Origin of the sequence: Chryseobacterium sp. MYb7 (genome assembly GCF_002979455.1) — a bacterium.
In the GTDB taxonomy this organism is placed as follows: domain Bacteria; phylum Bacteroidota; class Bacteroidia; order Flavobacteriales; family Weeksellaceae; genus Chryseobacterium.
Map to the genome: position 1 here is coordinate 215,508 of NZ_PCOU01000003.1, position 19,954 is coordinate 235,461.

At 36.4% G+C, this 19,954-nt stretch carries 17 protein-coding genes; 7 read left to right on the top strand and 10 right to left on the bottom strand.

Annotation, left to right across the window (positions count from 1 at the left end):
* Nucleotides 1-28: 28 nt before the first annotated feature.
* The 6 genes from CQ046_RS04515 to CQ046_RS04540 all read right to left on the bottom strand — a co-directional run bounded on the left by CQ046_RS04515 (nt 29) and on the right by CQ046_RS04540 (nt 8,134).
* Entirely contained in the window at nt 29-1,768 is a 1,740-nt protein-coding gene (locus tag CQ046_RS04515) for an OstA-like protein (protein ID WP_105701119.1), read from the bottom strand.
* Between the two features lie 3 nt (nt 1,769-1,771).
* The gene (locus CQ046_RS04520) at nt 1,772-2,245 is read right to left on the bottom strand and encodes a Fur family transcriptional regulator (protein ID WP_089689882.1); all 474 of its coding nucleotides are present in this window, start codon (nt 2,243-2,245) and stop codon (nt 1,772-1,774) included.
* A gap of 65 nt (nt 2,246-2,310) precedes the next feature.
* Nucleotides 2,311-4,305, bottom strand: a complete 1,995-nt coding sequence (locus CQ046_RS04525) for a KUP/HAK/KT family potassium transporter (protein WP_105701120.1) — start codon at nt 4,303-4,305, stop codon at nt 2,311-2,313.
* Nucleotides 4,306-4,418: 113 nt separating this feature from the next.
* On the bottom strand, nt 4,419-5,399 hold the full coding sequence (locus CQ046_RS04530; RefSeq protein WP_034696867.1) for a pyruvate dehydrogenase complex E1 component subunit beta: 981 nt from the start codon (nt 5,397-5,399) through the stop codon (nt 4,419-4,421).
* Nucleotides 5,400-5,634: 235 nt separating this feature from the next.
* A complete protein-coding gene (locus CQ046_RS04535) occupies nt 5,635-6,054 on the bottom strand; it encodes a DUF2147 domain-containing protein (protein WP_105701121.1) in 420 nt (139 codons plus the stop codon).
* 151 nt (nt 6,055-6,205) lie between these two features.
* The gene (locus tag CQ046_RS04540) at nt 6,206-8,134 is read right to left on the bottom strand and encodes an LTA synthase family protein (protein WP_105701122.1); all 1,929 of its coding nucleotides are present in this window, start codon (nt 8,132-8,134) and stop codon (nt 6,206-6,208) included.
* An 89-nt stretch (nt 8,135-8,223) separates the two neighbouring features.
* On the opposite strand from CQ046_RS04540, the gene CQ046_RS04545 reads away from it, so the two are divergent.
* The 5 genes from CQ046_RS04545 to CQ046_RS04565 all read left to right on the top strand — a co-directional run bounded on the left by CQ046_RS04545 (nt 8,224) and on the right by CQ046_RS04565 (nt 11,342).
* A complete protein-coding gene (locus tag CQ046_RS04545; protein ID WP_105701123.1) occupies nt 8,224-8,937 on the top strand; it encodes a CDP-alcohol phosphatidyltransferase family protein in 714 nt (237 codons plus the stop codon).
* A gap of 42 nt (nt 8,938-8,979) precedes the next feature.
* Complete coding sequence (locus CQ046_RS04550; protein ID WP_105701124.1) at nt 8,980-9,744, top strand: 3'-5' exonuclease; 765 nt, start codon at nt 8,980-8,982, stop codon at nt 9,742-9,744.
* A 2-nt stretch (nt 9,745-9,746) separates the two neighbouring features.
* Nucleotides 9,747-10,151 (top strand): DUF2007 domain-containing protein, encoded by a 405-nt coding sequence (locus CQ046_RS04555; protein WP_105701125.1) that lies wholly within the window; start codon nt 9,747-9,749, stop codon nt 10,149-10,151.
* Between the two features lie 88 nt (nt 10,152-10,239).
* The gene (locus CQ046_RS04560; protein WP_105701126.1) at nt 10,240-10,845 is read left to right on the top strand and encodes a fumarylacetoacetate hydrolase family protein; all 606 of its coding nucleotides are present in this window, start codon (nt 10,240-10,242) and stop codon (nt 10,843-10,845) included.
* Between the two features lie 59 nt (nt 10,846-10,904).
* Entirely contained in the window at nt 10,905-11,342 is a 438-nt protein-coding gene (locus CQ046_RS04565; protein WP_105701127.1) for a universal stress protein, read from the top strand.
* Nucleotides 11,343-11,426: 84 nt separating this feature from the next.
* Here the strand turns inward: CQ046_RS04565 and CQ046_RS04570 are convergent, their stop codons facing one another.
* Nucleotides 11,427-11,660: a DUF6341 family protein gene (locus CQ046_RS04570; protein WP_047386641.1), complete on the bottom strand. Its 234-nt coding sequence runs from the start codon at nt 11,658-11,660 to the stop codon at nt 11,427-11,429.
* A 42-nt stretch (nt 11,661-11,702) separates the two neighbouring features.
* Here CQ046_RS04570 and CQ046_RS04575 point away from each other — a divergent pair, with 42 nt between their 5' ends.
* Both CQ046_RS04575 and CQ046_RS04580 read left to right on the top strand, forming a co-directional pair.
* On the top strand, nt 11,703-12,608 hold the full coding sequence (locus CQ046_RS04575; protein ID WP_105701128.1) for a DUF6427 family protein: 906 nt from the start codon (nt 11,703-11,705) through the stop codon (nt 12,606-12,608).
* A 6-nt stretch (nt 12,609-12,614) separates the two neighbouring features.
* Nucleotides 12,615-13,199, top strand: coding sequence for a DUF3109 family protein (locus CQ046_RS04580; RefSeq protein WP_105701129.1), 585 nt, complete (start codon nt 12,615-12,617; stop codon nt 13,197-13,199).
* Between the two features lie 81 nt (nt 13,200-13,280).
* Here the strand turns inward: CQ046_RS04580 and CQ046_RS04585 are convergent, their stop codons facing one another.
* From CQ046_RS04585 to CQ046_RS04595, 3 genes are all read right to left on the bottom strand, one after another.
* Nucleotides 13,281-16,124, bottom strand: coding sequence for a M16 family metallopeptidase (locus CQ046_RS04585; protein WP_105701143.1), 2,844 nt, complete (start codon nt 16,122-16,124; stop codon nt 13,281-13,283).
* Nucleotides 16,125-16,423: 299 nt separating this feature from the next.
* Nucleotides 16,424-19,288, bottom strand: a complete 2,865-nt coding sequence (locus CQ046_RS04590) for a M16 family metallopeptidase (protein ID WP_105701130.1) — start codon at nt 19,286-19,288, stop codon at nt 16,424-16,426.
* Between the two features lie 152 nt (nt 19,289-19,440).
* The gene (locus CQ046_RS04595; protein WP_228406876.1) at nt 19,441-19,851 is read right to left on the bottom strand and encodes a hypothetical protein; all 411 of its coding nucleotides are present in this window, start codon (nt 19,849-19,851) and stop codon (nt 19,441-19,443) included.
* Nucleotides 19,852-19,954 lie beyond the last annotated feature (103 nt).

Here is a 19,954-nt window from a genome sequence, read left to right on the forward strand (position 1 = left end):
AAAGACCAGTGAGTACTGGTCTTTTGTATTATTTTCTTGTTCGTTTAGGCTTTTTAGCTTCTTCTTTTGCTTTTTCATCGTCTATCGCTTTCTGCGCTTTATCGAAGAGCTCACTATCAGCTGTGTATTTTATTTCCTCGTTGTTTGGGGTATCTACTAGAATGTCCTGCCATTTTCGGATCCTGTCTTTTGTATTCCAGTTAAAATCAGCAAATTTTCTTTTTGAAGGTTCAATTTTACTCATGGGATACGTATCTGAAACAGCACCAATACTGCACGAGATAATCTGCAGTGCTCTTTCTTCAAATAATGCTCCAATAATCCCGCAGTTAGAAAGGGTAATTCCTATTCTTTCCGGTTTTTTGGTTTCCTGATCGGTATCATCCACATAAACGATAGACTGGGCATTCCCAACTACTCTTGCTTCTTTAATGGCATTTTTCTCATAGTAAACAGTCATAAATTTTCCTTTCACCTGATTGAATTCATCTTTCAGAGTCAGAGAATCTACTTTACTGATCGCAAATGCATTTCCGATTACTTTTAATGAGTCTATATCTTCCGTTTTGGTATTAAAGTAAGCTTCTACTTTATCTCCGGTTACCTGTTTTTCACCGCTCCAAAGAATAGGGTTAGTATACATATGCATTACTCCGTCTGTCTCATTGAAAGCGATGGAATCTGCTCTTCCTTGTGCATTGGACTTATAAATACGCGCTTTTTTAAAGGCTCGTAAATAGCTTTTCTTAACTTTGATATCCAGTGAATCCGGTCTTTGATAAGAGATAATTTTTTCTGATGCAAAATAAATGGAATCTTTTTCCATCACTTTCACCGCATACGGGTTTTTCGTCATCATGGCGGAGTCTTTTTTCTCAAAGATTTCTCCGTAACCGCCTTTTATATATCTTCTTTCTTTGGGATCATCAAGGGTTACATTTCCTGTTGCTTTACCGAATCCTGTAATCTGATTGTAGTACATATCATCACCGGTAAGGATTTTCTCATTATAAAATATCCTGGAGTTCTTGGTTAGAAAAGCCTCCTTGGAATCCATTTTATAAGTCCCTTTTTCCGTATAGATTCTGTTTCTTGGATTGGTTTTACTGGTAATAGTTGTAGGTCCTAAGAAATCAGCAATCTTCGTATTTTGATTCTGTTTGATATTCGGACCTTCTATGGTATATTGAGGGGTTTCAATTTTAACGTTACCGGTAAGATCTACTACTCTGGTATTCAGGAAATAGGTTCCTACTTTGGCGTAGGTTACATTCTGACCGTCAGAGATTGTTCCCCCTGTATTAAAATAAGCCTGATTAGCCAGCCTGTCATAATACAGAATATCTGTTTTTATGGTTTGTTTTGGGTCAGTTAAGACAACGTCTTTTCTGGCAACACCTTTTTGGGTATTGGCATCATATTCCATTTCTCCTGCTGTGATGACAGAGCCATCTGTATTTTGAAGCCTTGTATTACCAATGGCTTTTACAAAGTTTTCTTCATTATACAAAACCACTTCATCCGCTGTAAGAATAGAGCCTTGGTGCTCAATCTGAACATGCCCGGTAAAATATTGATTCCCGTCGTATTTTTCAGGGTTTTTCTTGATTTCATCTGCGTGGATGATCTTTACTTTATCTTCAGGTCTTACCTGCACCTGCTTAGGCTGGGCGGGAGTCTGTAAATAAGGATCTCTCTTGACAGGGGTTTTATCCTGCGCAAAATTCAGCGTAGAAATAAAGAGTAACAGAAAAAGGATTATTCTCATTAATTAGTCATTCTTAGTGCCATAAAAATATAGCGAATGAGAATCAATTCTTACGCCAAACGCTTCTTCGATGGCTTCTTTGATTCCTTGGATTCTTGGGTCGCAGAATTCAATAATTTCTTCAATCTCCTTGTCAGAGTCTTTTTTGTAGATCACCAGGTGGTCATGCTGTTTGTCAAAATAAGACTTCTCATAAGATGAAGAGGTCAATGTCTTTTCTCCGAACTGATGCTTACGGATCAGGCCTGCATCAAGGAAAATTTCAATCGTGTTGTAAATGGTAGCTTTGGAAACATGATATTTTTTCTGCATCATCAGAAGATACAGATCATCAACGTTAAAGTGATGATCCATATTATAAATCTCTTCCAATATCGTATATCTTTCAGGTGTGTTTCGGAACCCTTTTTCTAATAAGTAGTTTCTCAAAACATCCTTGATCAAAGCTATATTTTTTTCTTTTTGTATTGTATCCATTAAAAAAATTATCTACAAATTTATTGAATTTTATTTAAATAGATAGTATGGTTACTGCTAGTGGGTTAAGAGTTGTGACGGAAATACCCGGACTGCTCAATCTTATTATCGTAAACTGTTAATTCTGTAATCGGGGCAGATTCCACTTCAACGTTGTGGGAAGATACTCCCCAAGCCTTAAAGTCATCACTTCCGATATACTTCACAAAGTTGTAAATGTTAAGAATAATCTTTTGCTTAACAGTTAAAAGTATATCGTTGATATAAGTATTATCTATGATCACATATTTAAGATCCGGCGGTATTTCGTGAGCTCTTAAAGATGGGTGGCTGCTTCTTGAAGGAATAGTTCCGTCTGCCATTAAATCTTTAAGGACCATATTGAAATAATCGTTGATTCTTCGGTCTACCTTGAATCCTAAAAGGAAATTGATTTTGTACACTGTACCCGGAAGAATTTCGTCTACTGTATATCTGAAAGTATATGGATCTTCCTGGTTTACAATACTCAGGATAAAGTAATGGTCTGCTCTTTTCGGCTGCTTTTTGATGATGGAATAGATAATTTTAGATTCTACCTCATCGTTTCTTTTTGCACGGCTCAGATATGCCAGGTTGGTAGCATATTTCGGGATGGTTTCATCCAGCTTCATGTCTTTAAGGATAGACACGTATTTTTCAATTTTCACAAACTGGATAAATCTTGTTTTGATCAATCGTCCGTTATACCATGCATACATAGAAAGTCCGATAGAACCAGCTAATACTACAGTAATCCATCCTCCTTCCATGAATTTGATGATATTGGCACTAAAGAAACCTAGTTCGATAGCCATATACACTAATGCAAAAACCAAAATCAGCACTTTGCTTACTCTATGCTTCAATAGCCAGAACACCAGCAAGATGGTTGTCATCAACATGGTTACTGTAATGGACAGTCCGTATGCGGCTTCCATTTTCCCGGATTCTCTGAAGTGAAGAACTACAATGATACACAGAATAAGAAGCCCCCAGTTGATTCTTGGGATATACATCTGTCCTTTAACTCCGGAAGGGTAATCAATTTTTTGATTTGGCCAAAGGTTAAGAGACATTGCTTCTGAGAATATGGTAAAAGAACCTGTAATCAATGCCTGGCTGGCAATAATTGCAGCGGCTGTTGCTAAAATTACTCCCGGAATGATCATCCATTCTTCCATAATTCCAAAGAAAGGGTTTACTACGGAGAATCCAGGTTTGTTGTAATTGGTCAAAAGCCATGCACCTTGTCCAAGGTAATTAAGAATAAGCATAATCTTAACGAATGCCCAGCTTATTCTGATATTTTTAGCACCACAGTGCCCTAAATCTGAATACAGTGCTTCTGCCCCAGTTGTACAAAGGAAAACAGCTCCTAAGATCACAATTGCACTTGGTGAGTTGGCAATAAGCTTATAAGCATAGTAAGGATTAAAAGATCTTAAAATCTCAAAATTCTCGCTCAAATGCATTACTCCCAAACCTCCTAATATGAGGAACCAAACAACCATTACCGGACCAAAAAACTTTCCGATAAAGCTGGTTCCGAACTGCTGCACCACAAAAATGACAATCAGAATTCCGATGGTAATGGGAACAACAGGTGTGTGGGGGTTATAAATTTCAAGACCTTCAATGGCTGACATTACCGTCAGTGAGGGCGTAATTACTCCATCTGCAATAAGGGCTGCTGCACCCACAATTGCAATGAGATACAACCATCCTTTCTTGAGGTTTCTTACTAATGAAAACAAAGCCAGAATTCCTCCTTCACCTTTATTATCTGCTCTAAGGGCAATGATCACATATTTGATTGTGGTCTGAAGAGTAAGGGTCCAAATAATACAGGAGAGCGCACCCTCTATGTATTCATTGAAAGGCATATTGCTCCCTTGAGATCTTGCATTCACAATTGCTTTCATTACGTAAAGCGGAGAGGTACCAATATCTCCAAAAACAATTCCTAGAGACACTAAAACTCCCATAAAAGAAAGTTTCTTTATGTCGAAGTGGTAGCCATCTTCTGTAACTTCTGCCATATCAGCTTAATTATTTTAAAGGCGCAAATTTATACTAAATTTATGACGTCAAGAATTTTTCTTCATGAATATAATAAATGAAAAAACTTCCTTTCGGAAGTTTTTTTCTATTACTATTTTACGTACATCGCTTTTTTGATTTCCTCTTTTACTTTTTCAAGCTTAGGGAACCATTCTGCAAACAATGCTGCAGAGTAAGGTGCAGGTGCATCAGGAGTGGTAATTCTCTTGATAGGAGCATCTAAATAGTCAAATGCTTTTTGCTGTACCATATAAGTAATTTCAGAAGATATAGAAGCAAATGGCCAAGCTTCTTCTAAAATAACCAATCTGTTTGTTTTCTTAACGGAAGCTAAAACAGTATCAAAATCCAAAGGACGAACCGTTCTAAGATCGATAACCTCTACAGAGATTCCTTCTTTCGCCATATCTTCAGCAGCCTGTAAAGCCAGCTTCATGATCTTACCGAAAGAAACTAAAGTAACGTCTGTACCTTCTCTCTTAATATCTGCCTTCCCTAATGGTAAGTAGTATTCTTCTTCAGGAATTTCCATTTTATCTCCATACATCTGCTCAGATTCCATGAAAATAACAGGATCATTATCCTGAATTGCAGTTTTCAATAACCCTTTCGCATCGTAAGGATTTGAAGGAACCACTACTTTAAGACCAGGAATGTTTGCAAACCAATTTTCAAAAGCCTGAGAATGGGTAGCTCCTAATTGACCTGCAGAAGCTGTAGGACCACGGAAAACGATTGGACAATTCCACTGTCCTCCACTCATCTGACGGATTTTTGCCGCATTATTGATAATCTGATCAATTCCTACCAATGAGAAATTGAATGTCATATACTCTACAATTGGTCTGTTACCATTCATCGCAGCGCCCACCGCAATTCCTGTAAAACCAAGTTCTGCAATTGGGGTATCGATTACTCTTTTAGGACCAAACTCATCCAGCATTCCTTTTGAAGCTTTATATGCACCATTGTATTCTGCAACTTCCTCCCCCATTAAAAAAATGGATTCGTCTTTACGCATTTCCTCGCTCATTGCCTGTGCAATTACCTCACGAAAAGTATATTCTGCCATATTTATTCGAAAAATTTAGACTACAAAAATAGTGTTTTTTTATTATACACATCATAAAAAGCCTCTTCATTTCCAAGAGAAGTCAGAATATTAACTGGATTTAAAATCAATTTTCCTGCTTTCTGCTTGCTTCCTGTGGCTTTTCCAGGTCCTGAAGAATTTACAGAGAATTTTTATCCACAAAAAATGACATCCCGTTTCTGAGATGTCATCTAAAATTCTATTTAAACTTAAATTAATTAGCTTTCTCCCAAACCTGGGTTCTTCCTAATAAAGATAATCCTAAGTAACCTCTTACGTTCAGCTTATCACCGCTTCTTGTAATGGTACACTTGTATGTTTTTCCTGTTTTAGGGTCAGTAATGGTTCCTCCGGTGAACTCATCACCGTCTTTTTTCAATCCTCTGATGATTTCCAATCCTAAAATTGGTTTCCCTTTTCTGTCATCCTTACAAACTGTACAGTTCGGATCAGCAGGTTTGATTAATAGCTGAGAAACTTTTCCATAGTATTTACCATCTGACTTTTTGTACACTTCAACAATAGATTTCGCCTGTTTTGTCTCATCATCTATCGTTTTCCACTTACCTTCTATCTGTGCAAATGTAAGCACACCGCAAAAAGAAAGCGCGAACGTTAACAATAATTTTTTCATATTTCTTATAGTTTTAATTTTTATACAATATTCTTATCTACGTATTGATAAAAATATAAATTAATTTTCAACGAACAAAAATTTTTGTTATACAAAGCATAAAGAGGTAAAGAAAGACAATAAAGCGAATTCAAAGTTTACCTTCCAAGCCTTAATAAAGCTTCCTGTTAATCACCCTATCCATATAATCCTGATACCATGCTTTCGCCGTTTTCTTTCCGGCTTCCACTTCAGGATTTTTAATTTCATTCATGATGTTTTTTTCAAGACTCAAATCTGATTTGTCATATACTCCAATGATTTCCTTGCCATCAAATCGGTAAATATAATTTCCTATCATGAACTGATCTGTACTTCCATCTGAATTGACTACGAGAAAAGGATATTTTTTATCACTTACCAAGCTTCTCCCCCAGCTTCTTATTGGTTTGTTATACCCGATAAGGTCTGCCAATGTAGGATAGATATCGGCCTGCTGGGCTATTTCCTGGCTTACTCCTTTTAGCTGATAAGCAGGATTCGGAGAGTAGAAAACTAATGGAACAGCATAATGATTCATCGCTCTTTCATATTCAGGATAATATACCTGGTTGGTATGATCTCCTGTGAAAACAAAAATGGTGTTATTGTACCAAGGCTGCTTTTTAGCAGTTTCAAAATATTTTTTAATCGCGTAATCGGTATACTGTATCGGCTCATGCATCTGTATTTTTCCTTTTTTAAATTTCCCGTTGTATTTTTCAGGAATTTTAAAAGGGTGATGTGATGAAGCGGTAAATACAGTCGTCATAAAAGGTTGTTTCTTTCCTACATTTTTAGCAAAATACTGTAAGAAGGGTTCGTCCCAGATGGCCCACATACCATCAAAATCTTCATCGTGGTTATATTCTGTTTTTCCGAAATAATGTTTAAATCCTAAAATATTTCCAAATCCAAGGAATCCCATTGAACCGTTAGGTGCACCATGATAAAAAGAAGTATCATAACCCAGATCATTACACACAGAAACAATGGACTGAATTTTTTGGTTGGAATACGGAGAGCCTGTAAAAGCGTCAGTAAGACTCGGAATTCCCGCCAATACACTGCTCATCCCATGAATAGACTGCCTTCCGTTCGCAAAAGTATTAGGAAATATAAGACTTTGACCAGCCAGACTATCCATAAACGGTGTGTAAGAGACGTAATCTTTGATATTTTTATCTTTATTAAAAGCTCCGGAATATTCTCTCCCGAAAGATTCTACAATGAAAATAACAATATTGGGGCGGTTTTCCACCTTTCTATCGTATACTTTATAAGGGTGTACATTGTCTTCAATATATTTTTCATCTACGAAATGAACTTCCTTAAAGTTATTGGTATTTAAAGTTCTGAAAAAGGAGAATGTACTGTTGAGCACTATATTTCCCTGAAGCGGATTGGCTACAAAACGGGTAGCATCTACCATATTAATGGGTCTTGTGCTGTGTTTGAAATCTCCTCTGATCCCTCCCACAACCAGCACTGCTGTAATACATAGAGTAATAATGGAAGTCAGAAAATAAGGAACCAGCTTCGAAGGCTTCACATCCTCTACTTTTACTCTTTTGTAAAGGAAAACCCAAAGAATCATCAAAACTATATACCAGATCAGTACAAAAGGGTGCTCCCCAACAGAGATCATCAATGTTTTGGAAACATTAGATTCATGTTCTGCTACCTGAAATACGGCAGAAGTAAGCCTAGCCTGTGCAAACTTGTAGTAAATAAAATCGCCGAAATTCATCGCATAAGCAATCCCGTTGGTAATGAAATAAAGCCAGAAAAGAATTTGTTGAAAAACTTTCTTTGTATTGATTACTAACGGCAATAAACTAAGAAGTATAAATAAGGCATTCACATACAAAATAGCTGTGGTATCGAAAGCCGTACCGTGGAAAGCCAGCTTTATGTATTCTGAAACAGAGTCAACTTTAATCAGATCTTTGTTAAAAAACCAGAATAAAAGTCTGGCAATCTGATAAAAAACATAGGCCAGAAAAATCCTGTAAACGAGTGCCAGAACTTCCTGTTTTCTCAATCCTTTTAAAAATTTCATGAGACAAATTTACATCAAAATCACTTTAATGCATTTTTTAGTTCAGATTATTTTGAGTTAGAATTTCTAAAAACTGTAATTTTGTGTCTATGAATTTTATAAAGAATAATCTTGCCAATGCCTTAACCCTGGCTAATTTATTTGCAGGCTGTGTAGGGGCAATACATTTAATTTTAGGAGATTATCAGACTACAGCAATCTGCCTTATTCTCTCTTCAATTTTCGATTTCTTTGACGGCTTTGTAGCCAGAGCAGTAAAATCAAACTCCAATCTGGGGCTTCAGCTGGACTCTCTTGCGGATATGGTGAGCTTTGGGGTAATTCCGGGACTTACGATGTATAAAGCGTTGGAACCGTTTGGTGCTGAGCTGCTTGGGATTCACTTTCCGTTTGAGATCAAGTATCTTGGACTAATTGTGACTATATTTTCCTGCCTGAGACTGGCGATCTTCAACCTTGATGAAGAACAGCGTTATTATTTTAAAGGATTGAATACGCCTACAAATACTGTTTTGTTGTTTGGACTTTATTACGCGTTTAAAGAAACAGGAACTTTTGATTTTTTATTCAATAATGAGCTGCTATTGGTTCTGTTGACTCTTCTTACTTCATGGCTTCTGATCAGCCCGATTAAGATGATGGCCATGAAATTCAAATCCAAACAATTAAAAGACAACTATCCTAAAGTAGTATTACTGGTAGGAGGAATTGCCATTCTTGCAATATTCCAGATTGTAGGAATCCCAATGCTTGTTATTTATTATATATTGGTGTCTCTTATTTTTCAGGGACAGTTAAAATAACGTATTTAATATAAAACACACTTCAAATTATTAATCATCAACATGAATTTAAAACTCCATAAACCACTTTGTATTTTTGACCTGGAAACTACAGGAACTAATATCGGAAAAGACAGAATCGTTGAGATCTGTATCTTAAAAGTAAACCCGGACGCCTCAAGAGAAAGCAAAACATGGCGTGTAAACCCGGAAATGCTTATTCCTAAAGAAAGCAGTGAGATCCACGGGATCTATGATGAAGATGTAAAAGATGCTCCTACCTTCAGGGATATTGCTTCTAAAGTGATGGAGATGATTACCGGAAGTGATTTGGGAGGATTTAATTCCAACCGATTTGATGTTCCGCTTTTGGCAGAAGAACTTTTAAGAGTAGGAATGGATTTTGATCTGAGTAAATTCCGACTGGTAGATGCACAGACTATTTTCCATAAAAAGGAACCTAGAAATTTAGGGGCAGCTTATCAGTTTTACTGTGGAAAAACATTAGAAAATGCACACTCTGCAGAGGCTGATGTAATGGCGACTTTTGAAGTTCTGGATGCCCAGGTAGGAAAATACGATGATATCCCGAACGAAATAGCACCGCTAAGTGAGTTTACATTCCATAACAAGAATGCAGATCTTGCCGGATTTATCGGATATAATGAAAAAATGGAAGAAGTTTTCAACTTTGGAAAATATAAAGGCCAGGTTGTAAAAGCAGTATTTCAAAAGGATTTAGGATATTTCGGATGGCTTCAGAATGCTGATTTTCCGTTGTATACTAAAAAAGTTTTTACAAAGATTCAACTATCAAGCAGATTTTAAAAATGTCAGAACTTGTTCGTTTTAAATTTTATGAGACAGCCCTTGAAGCTAACAGGGATAAGCAGATACTTGCTGAAAACGGCATCAACAGCTTCATTGCGAATGAGCAGCTGATTCAATCGGATTGGCTTCTTTCACAGGCTGTAGGCGGTATACAGCTTCAGGTTTTTGAAGAAGATGTGGAAAAAGCTCAGCAGATTCTTCAGGATTACAAAGATAATGAGCAATATTCGCTGGAAGTAGAACACACGATTTCTGATCCTGAGTTTGATTTTGTCTGTCCGAAGTGTGGTTCCAATCATATTTACAGAGATGACAGTGCCACCAGCTTCTTTGGGATTTCTTTTCTGACGAGCCACAAATTCAAATGCTATTATTGCGGGAATGAATTCACTCATAATCAATAGGAATTAATCATCTTCATCATTAAATATTTAATAAAGATTGCTTCGTTCCTCGCAATGACGAAGACAACAAAATAAAATTAAAACAGTTATGAAAATCATCTGCATAGGAAGAAACTACAGCGAGCATGCCAAAGAATTAGGAAATGAAATTCCTGAGAATCCTGTTATCTTTATGAAACCGGATACAGCAGTTTTGAAGGGAAATGATTTCTACATCCCTGAATTTTCAAATGATATTCACTACGAACTGGAAGTGGTATTAAAAATTTCCAAAGGAGGAAAATATATCCAGAAAGAATCTGCCAATAAACATTATGAAGAAATAGGTCTGGGAATAGATTTCACAGCCAGAGATCTACAGAGTGAGCTAAAATCAAAGGGGCTGCCATGGGAACTTGCCAAAGGTTTTGACGGCTCTGCTGTGGTAAGCAGTTTTTTCAAAAAAGAGAATTTCAGTCTTGATAGTCTTCAGTTTTCATTGTTAAAAAATAAAGACAAAGTTCAGGATGGCAATACCCAAGATATGATGTTCAATTTTGATGATATTATTGCTTTTGCTTCTCAGTATTTTACCTTAAGAGTGGGTGATCTTATCTTCACAGGAACTCCAAAAGGGGTTGGAAAGGTAGAAGAAAATGATATTCTGGAAGCTTACCTTGAAGAGGAAAAAATCCTTGATATTCGAATATTATAAGTATTTAGCATCAAAGTCTGACAAATTTTTCCTATCTTTAGGTAACAAAATTAGAGGTTATGATAAATATTGTATTACCCGTAGATTTTGGGGACAAGACAGACCAACTGGTAGACGGTGCCATAAAATTTGCAAAACAGCTTAACGGCAGAATTTACCTGATCCATGTAGCGCCATCAGATATCGGCTTTGCTATTGGAGATATGGGATTTCAATATTTTCCGGAAGTGGAAGCCAACGAAATAAGAGAAGAGCTGGTACAGCTTAATAAGATTGAGCAAAGAATCATTGCTCATGATATTGATTGTGAACATCTTCTAAAACAGGGGCTTGCCAAAGATATTATTCTGGAATATGCAAAAGCGAAAAATGCAGATTATATTGTGATGGGATCACACGGCAGAAGCGGAATTTATGATGTGTTTGTAGGAAGCTTAACAAAAGGAATTACAAAAAGTTCAAGTATTCCTGTTCTGGTACTTCCAATTCACGACTAAGAAACAGAAAATTTTAATCGTTAGTAATAAAAAAACCGATCAAATCATAATGTTTGATCGGTTTTTTACTATATAACCAATTAATTAACCTTCTTTTTTGTAGATATTCGGATCGTAGTAAGGATTCTTACCTTCCGTTGGAGAATAATAGTCTTTGTCTTTGTCACCACCTAGTGTAACTACCAGTACATAGCACCAATAAGTAAATAGTACACAGCAAACTGCAAATAAAATCCAGTTTAAAACATTACCGAAAGTATCAAAGAAACCGAAAGTCCATTTGAAAACTTTACTTAAGAATAGAAAGAAAGACGTCATTATTTTCCTTTTTTAAATTAACTTTGTACAAATTTATAAAAAATGTTTAAATTACTTTCAAAAGAAAGCAATATTTTTTCAATTCCTGTTTATATTGGTTTTCTTCTTTTAGTAGTCGTAATATTTAACATACTGAATTTCAATACTTACGAAGCTATAGTTGCCGGAATAACTTTTCTGGGAATTGCTTTAGGATATTTTTGTTTTCACAGTATTGCCCTTAATTATCAGACCCATCTGCCTTTATTCTTATATACTTTTTTCATTTTCGGGCTGTATCCCGGAAATCTGGATATAGGAATTGCAGTTTCGCTGCTTACCAATTCCTTTCTTATCCTACTTCTGACGAGTGCCGATGAAGATACCAGAAAAAAATCATATGTTCTTGTAGGAGCTATTGTGGCACTGAACTTTATTTTCCTCCCCACAACCTGGCCAATGGCAGTGTTTGTAATTATTCACGTGATTGCTACTTCTGCCAGAATTACATTGAACCTTTTCAGATTTCTACTGGGAATTGTTTTGATTACATTCAGCTATTTTTCAATCATGTATTTCGTTCAGTTTACTTCCTGGAATATAGACTATTTTCCTTTTGGAAAGATGAAACCGGTAACGGATTATACGGAGCTTCTGCCACTGATCCCTGTGGTTCTGATGCTTATTTATGCAGTATATGACCATTTTAAAAATTATAATAAGAAAAGCCCGATAAGCAGATACAAGTATACTTTTCTGTTAGTCTTTTCGGTAGCACAGCTCATTTCCATCATTTTATATATGAATAAAAGCTATGAATATCTGCTGCTTCTGGCATTTCCTTCAAGTATTATTCTGAGCAGAATGATGAGATTTTTACCCAAATACTGGATGCGTGAAGCCGGTGTATGGCTTATTATTATTAGTTTACTGACCTTCAAAGCAGGTACAGTTTTTGATTTATTTTAAAAAATTATGATTCAGATAGACGATAAATTGATTTCTGAGGAAATTTTTTCCGAAGAATTTGTTTGCAACCTTACGAAATGTAAAGGTGCATGTTGTGTGGAGGGCGATGTAGGAGCTCCGTTGGATAAAAACGAGCTTGAGATATTGGACAGTATTTTTGATCAAATAAAACCTTACCTTACTCAGGAAGGAATCAAAGCCCTTGAAGAGCAGGGAACATGGACTACTGATCCGCACGACGGAATGTATGTTACTCCTATGGTGGAGGACCGCGAATGTGCTTATGTAACATTCGATGAAAAAGGAATTACCAAATGTGGTATTGAAAAAGCATACGAGGATGGTGCCGTAGACTGGCAAAAACCTATCTCCTGCCACCTTTATCCGATCCGTATTACGGAATACTCTGCTTTTACCGCATTGAATTATCACGAATGGAATGTATGCAGTGATGCGTGCACGCTTGGGAAAGAACTTCAGGTTCCTGTTTATAAATTTTTAAAAACTCCATTAATCAGAAAATACGGCGAAGAATTCTACAATGTTCTAAGCGGGGCAGCTGACGAATGGAAAAAAGAATATGGTTCTTAACCGGTCAGGATTTGAATTCAATAACAAAAACCGCAGATTTCTCTGCGGTTTTCTTATTTCTCAAAGTTTAAAAAAAACGGATTAATTAGATGTTCCTACTTTTTTTGTTTCTTCTTTTTTAGCCTTTTCCCAACCATCTTCCGGCATCAGAGTCGCTATATTCTTTTCTTTTGTAAGGTATTTTTTAGCAACATCCTGAAGATCTTTTACGGTAAGTGCTTTTACTTTATCCGGATAATTCAGGATATCATATTTATCACTGCCGTCTAATTGGTTTTGGGCGATCCCCTGTAACCAGAATCCATTGTTTTTAAGGCTCGTGTTATATTCGTTGTATTCTCCTTCTTTGTATTTATCAAGGTCTTTTTGCTCAGGACCTTTATCTATTAATTTTTGTAATTCCGCCACTGCACTTTTTGTCAGCTTATCTGCATTTTCAGGACCACAAGGAAAATTAATGGTAAAATCATAAGCGCTGTATGGAATTTTCATGAAGCTTCCACTTGCCCCGCCTCCATAAATACCACTTTCGTCTTCTCTTAGTTTTTCAAGAATTTTAATCGTAGCTACTTCTCCAAGTGCCGAAAGAGCTATAGCTTCCTTCTCATTATAAGGGGCTTCTCCACTATAGGAAATTGTAACAAGGCTTTTCGGCTCTTTTCCTTTTTTATAAACCTTGGTATATCCTCCTTGCACAGGTCTGTACCCAGTATCTTTAAATGTAGATGATTTTCCTGTTGCAGGAAGTGATGCAATATACTGCAGAACCTCATTTTTAAGCTCTCCTTCGTCTATGTTTCCTACAAAATAGAAATGAAAATTACCGGCATTGGCAAATTTCTGTTTGTAAATATCATAAGCCATTTTATAATCTGTACTCACCCAATCTTTTTCTGTAGGTTCGAGACTGGTAAATCTTGGATTTTTCTGATTGATAAATTTTGAATATTCATTAGAAAAATAGTATTGCGGATCTGAGTCTGCATTAGCCAGCATTGCCGATTTCTTTGTTTTATAGGCATTAAACGCATCAGGGTTGTAATTTAAGTCTGTGAAGCAAGCATAAATCAATTCCATAGCTGTTTTTAGATCTTTTTTCGAACTCGTTCCTGAAACTCCTTCTGTAGCCCCACCGATGTAAGGAGTTGCACTCACCTGCTTTCCTGCAAGATAATGGATAAGATCTGTTTTGGAAAGTCCAGCTAAGCCAGCTTCCAGCAAAGCATCGAAGGCAAATTTTGTTTTATTGTAATCAGCATCCGGAATAACAGATACTCCTCCCAGACTTATTGCCGAAAAGATAATTTCATCGTCTTTATAATCTGTTTTTTTGAAAGTAACTTTAGCTCCGTTGCTTAATGTCCAGGTGGTTGTTCCTAATTTGGAATCCGCTTCTGTTTTAATAATTTTCCCTTCAGATTTGAAAGGTTTTATTAAACTCTCAGCTTTAGCTTTTTCTTCATAGGGCTTAAGATCAGCCATTTTCACTGTATCAAATGTCTTCAGAACCATTGCCTCTGTTGGCATTTTAATATTATCTTTTTTAGGACCTGTCATGATGATCACCCTGCTATCATCTTTTACCAGCTTTTTGATAATTTCATTTGTTTGCGCTAGTTCTACAGTTGGAAGGACTTTTTTAATATGTTCATATCCCCAGGTTATCCCAGGCATTGGATCCTGTCTCAGAAAATTGCCAACATATCCATCAATCAGTTCGCTGCTTTCGTACTTATCTTTGTTGTTGTAGGCCCATTCGTAAGAAGAAAGCATCTGATCTTTTGCTCTATTCAATTCAGATTGTGTAAATCCGAATCTTTTGGCTCTTTCCACTTCTTCCAGTAAAACTTTCAGTGCATTCAGCTGATCACCATCTTTTGTAGAGGCTGATCCTTGAAATGCTTCTTTACTTCTTGCATACGTTCCTCCATGGTATACCGAACCATAAGTAAAAGGTGGGTTTGTGGAGTTCACCAACTCTGCCAATCTGCTGTTCAACATCATATTCACAAGCCCTTCTACAAGGCTTTGATCATACTGCTGAACAGTTACATCGGGTTGATAAGCTTTAGAATCTTTGATGATAAACTGTACTCCGGAACCTGTAGCATCAGGATCTGTCTCAATAGCCACCAGTGCTTCTTTATGATTCGGGAGGTCAAAAGACTTTCTTTCTTTAGGTTGGGAAGGATTTTTATATTTGCTGAAATTATCCTTAATTTTTTTCTCAATTTCATCTACGTTGATATCTCCTACTACGACAATCGCCATCAGATCCGGTCTGTACCAGTCCTGGTGGAATTTTCTGATCACATCGGGTTTGAAGTTTTCAATTACTTCTTTTTTCCCGATCGGAAGTCTTTCGGCATATTGAGATTTGTATAAAAGTTTTGGAAGATATTTATCCATCATTCTCTTATCTGGTCCAAGGCCTAATCTCAGTTCTTCCAATACCACACCTCTCTCTTTATTGATCTGTTTTTCTGAAAGTGTTGCATTAAATGCCCAGTCTTCCATTACTTTAAGTCCGGCATCCAAATTTCCGGGTTTATCCAATGGGACAGGAAGCATGTAAACCGTTTCGTCAAAGCCGGTGTAAGCATTAAGGTGCTGACCGAATTTCACTCCGATAGATTGTAGAAAATCTACTAATTTATTATCCGGAAAATTTTTGGTTCCGTTGAAATTCATGTGTTCCATAAAGTGAGCCAATCCTCTTTGATTTTCGTCTTCAAGAATAGATCCGGCATTGATCGCCAGACGGAATTCTACTTTTTTCTCAGGTAGAGCATTTTTTTTGATGTAGTACTTCATTCCATTGGAAAGAGTACCGATTTTTACAGAAGGATCCACAGGGATGTTCTGTCCATAGACATTTACTGACATCAGAAAGATGACTGAAAACGAAGATAATATTTTTTTCATCTGCATTATTTTTTGACACTCAAAAATATCATTTCTCCCTGCAATTAGCCTTTTACAACAGGGTTAAATTCAAGTTAAAAAATTTAAATATTACAAAATGAAAATAAATTATTGCTTTTATATTGATAAAAATGATTTTTAATTTAAAATATTCGTCAATAATATTAAATAGACTAATTAAAAATAATTTCATTTTCATCATTAAGCTCAAAACTGCCATTAATCATCATTATATTATTCTTACTCAACAAAAAAAACCGCTGTAAAATACAACGGTTTTGTTATTTTAAGAAAAAAATTTAATTAGAAGCACCTGCTTTTACAGCTGTGACTTCTGCTTTTTTAGGTTCTTCTTTTTTAGCCTTTTCCCAACCATCTTCCGGCATTAAGGTTGCCACGATTCTTCCTTTTGTAAGGTATTTTTTGGCAACATCCTGAAGGTCTTTTACGGTAAGCGCTTTTACTTTATCCTGGTAATTCAGGATATCATACTTATCACTTCCGTCTAATTGGTTTTTAGCGATAGCATTCATCCAGAACATATTGTCTTTAAGTTCTGTTTTATTATCATTGTATTCTCCTTCTTTGTACTTATCAAGATCTTTCTGCTCAGGACCATTGTCGATAAGCTTCTGAAGCTCAGCAATGGCGCTCTTAGTCAATTTATCTGCATTTTCCGGACCACAAGGGAAGTTGATCCCGAAACTGTAAGTACCGTAAGGGATTCTGTTCATACCTCCTCTTGCTCCTCCACCATAGATACCACTTTCATCTTCTCTTAATTTTTCGATCACCTTGATGGTAGCCACTTCTCCAAGAGCAGATAATGCTAAGGCTTCTTTCTCGTTGTAAGGCGCTTCTCCACTGTATGAGATAGATACCATACTCTTCGGATCTTTTCCTTTTTTGTACACTTTTGTATAGTCTCCGGTAATCGTTCTGTATCCCGTATCTTTAAACATGGTAGTTTTTCCTGATGATGGCAGACTGGCAATATACTGCAGTACTTCATCTTTAAACTTCGCTTCATCAATATTTCCTACGAAATAGAACTGGAAGTTTCCGGCATTAGCAAATTTCTCTTTGTAGATATCGTATGCTTTTTTATAATCTGTATTCGCCCAGTCTTTTTCCATTGGAAACAACCCGATGAATCTCGGATTCTTCTGATTCGTGAATTTTGCGTGTTCGTTAGAGAAATAAGCCTGAGGATTTGACAACAGGTTATTCAGCATTGCCGACTGCTTTTCTTTGTAAGCATTAAAGGAAGCAGGGTTGTAATTTAAGCTTGTAAAATAAGCATACATCAATTCCATAGCTGTTCCTAAATCCTTTTGGGTAGTTCTTCCCGAAATTCCTTCAAAAAGATTGGTCACCATAGGATTTACCCCTACTTGTTTACCTGCAAGGTAGTTGGTAAGATCTGCTTTAGAGAATCCACCTACACCAGCTTCTGTGAGCGCAGAGAAGGCAAACTGTGTTTTATTGTAATCAGCATCCGGAATAAGGGAACTTCCTCCTAAACTTCTTGCTGTAAATACAATTTCATCGTCTTTGAAATCAGTTTTCTTGAAAGTTACTTTTGCTCCGTTGCTTAATGTCCAGGTTGTTGTTCCTAACTTAGCATCCGTTTCTGTTTTAGCAATTTTCCCTTCTGATTTAAATGGTTTTATCAGGTTTTTGATGGCAGCCTTTTCTTCATAAGGTTTAAGATCCGCCATTTTTACGGCATCAAATGTATTCAGCACCATTGCTTCTGTAGGCATGGTTACATTATCTTTTTTAGGACCTGTAATTACGATCACTCTGCTGTCATCCTTCACCATTTTCTTGATGATATCATTGGTTTGTGCGAGAGTAACAGATGGTAAGAAAGATTTGGTATCTTCATATTCCCAAGCAATTCCGGGGATTGGTTCCTGCTCCAGGAAGTTTCTTACATATTCCCCTATGAGTCTGTCACTTTCAGTCTTATCTCTGTTGTTATAAGATCTTTCAAGATCGGAAAGTACCTGAGATTTTGCTCTGTCCAGTTCAGACTGTGTAAATCCGAATCTTTTTGCTCTTTCTACTTCCTCCAATAAAACTTTTAATGCATTCAGCTGGTTTCCTTCTTTTACCATAGCAAATCCCTGGAAAGCTTCTTTACTTCTTGCATACGTTCCACCGTGGTATACTGATCCAAAAGTAAAAGGAGGGTTTGTAGAGTTGATCAGTTCTCTCAATCTGTTATTCAACATAGTGGTTGAAAGATTTTCTATAAGACTCTGATTATATTGCTGAACGGTTACATCCGGCGTATAGGCATCAGCATCTTTCATGATAAACTGTACCATAGAATTGGTTGCATCAGGATCTGTTTCAATTGCTACCAACGTTTCTTTATGATTCGGAAGGTCAAAAGATTTTCTTTCCCTAGGTTTTGAAGGGTTTTTATATTTGCTGAAGTTATCCTTGATCTTTTTCTCGATTTCATCTACATTGATATCTCCTACCACGATAATCGCCATCAGATCCGGTCTGTACCATTCCTGGTGGAATTTTCTGATCACATCGGGTTTAAAGTTTTCCAATACTTCTTTTTTACCAATCGGAAGTCTGTCTGCATATTGAGATTTGTACAAAAGCTTTGGAAGATATTTATCCATCATTCTCTTATCTGGTCCAAGACCTAATCTCAGTTCTTCCAGTACAACTCCTCTCTCTTTATTGATCTGATTGTCTGACAAGGTTGCATTAAATGCCCAGTCTTCCATTACTTTCAGTCCGGCATCCAGATTTCCAGGTTTATCCAAAGGAACAGGAAGCATGTAAACCGTTTCGTCAAAACTGGTGTAAGCATTAAGGTGCTGACCGAATTTCACTCCGATAGATTGTAGAAAGTCTACTAATTTATTATCCGGAAAATTTTTGGTTCCGTTAAAGTTCATGTGCTCCATAAAGTGAGCTAATCCTCTTTGATTTTCATCTTCAAGAATAGATCCGGCATTGATTGCCAGACGGAAATCTACTTTTTTCTCAGGTAAAGTGTTTTTTTTGATGTAGTACTTCATTCCGTTGGAAAGGGTACCGATTCTTACGGACGGATCCACAGGGATATTCTGTCCAAAGGCATTCGCAGACATCAGGAAAATGACTGCAAATGAAGATAATACTTTTTTCATGGTATTTGATTTTATTTGCATGCTAAAAGTATCAATTCTTCACAAGCTGAAGAAATACTATGTCAAAAATTTATAGTTAAATTTGAGTTAAAAGTATTAAAACACAAAAAAACCGGGAATTTCCCGGTTTTTATCTCTTAAAAAGTGATTTTTTATTTAAAATCAGCATCCGTAACTCCGGAGTTGATTACCACTTTTGTAGTTTTGATTGTCATTTTCTGACCACCACCTTCAGCTTCTACTTCAGCAGGAAACTGTAGTCCGTCTACCGCTATATAACTTTTGATTGTTGCTTTACCTTCTCCAGCATCCGTCTTATACAAAAGTCCGGTTCCGGCATCGAAATAAAACTTTCCTTTGTCTGAAGACAATACATTATAATCTTTTCCGTCCAGTTTTTCTATAGATACAGTCTGAAAATTAGAAGCATCAAAAGCTAAAGCATCAATTGGTTTTCCTTTTTTCAGCTCAGCAATTTTGTCAGCAGGGATGTCTGTTTTAGTTCCCATCTGATCAAAATATCCTTTCTCACCGTCAAAAAGCTGAATCATTTCTTTTCCCATCAGCGATTGTACGGATTTGAATTTATGGTATTGTTAAATAATTATAGATAATTGCTTGTTAAGTTTCAAAAATAAGAGCTTTAATGATATTTCCATCATATGC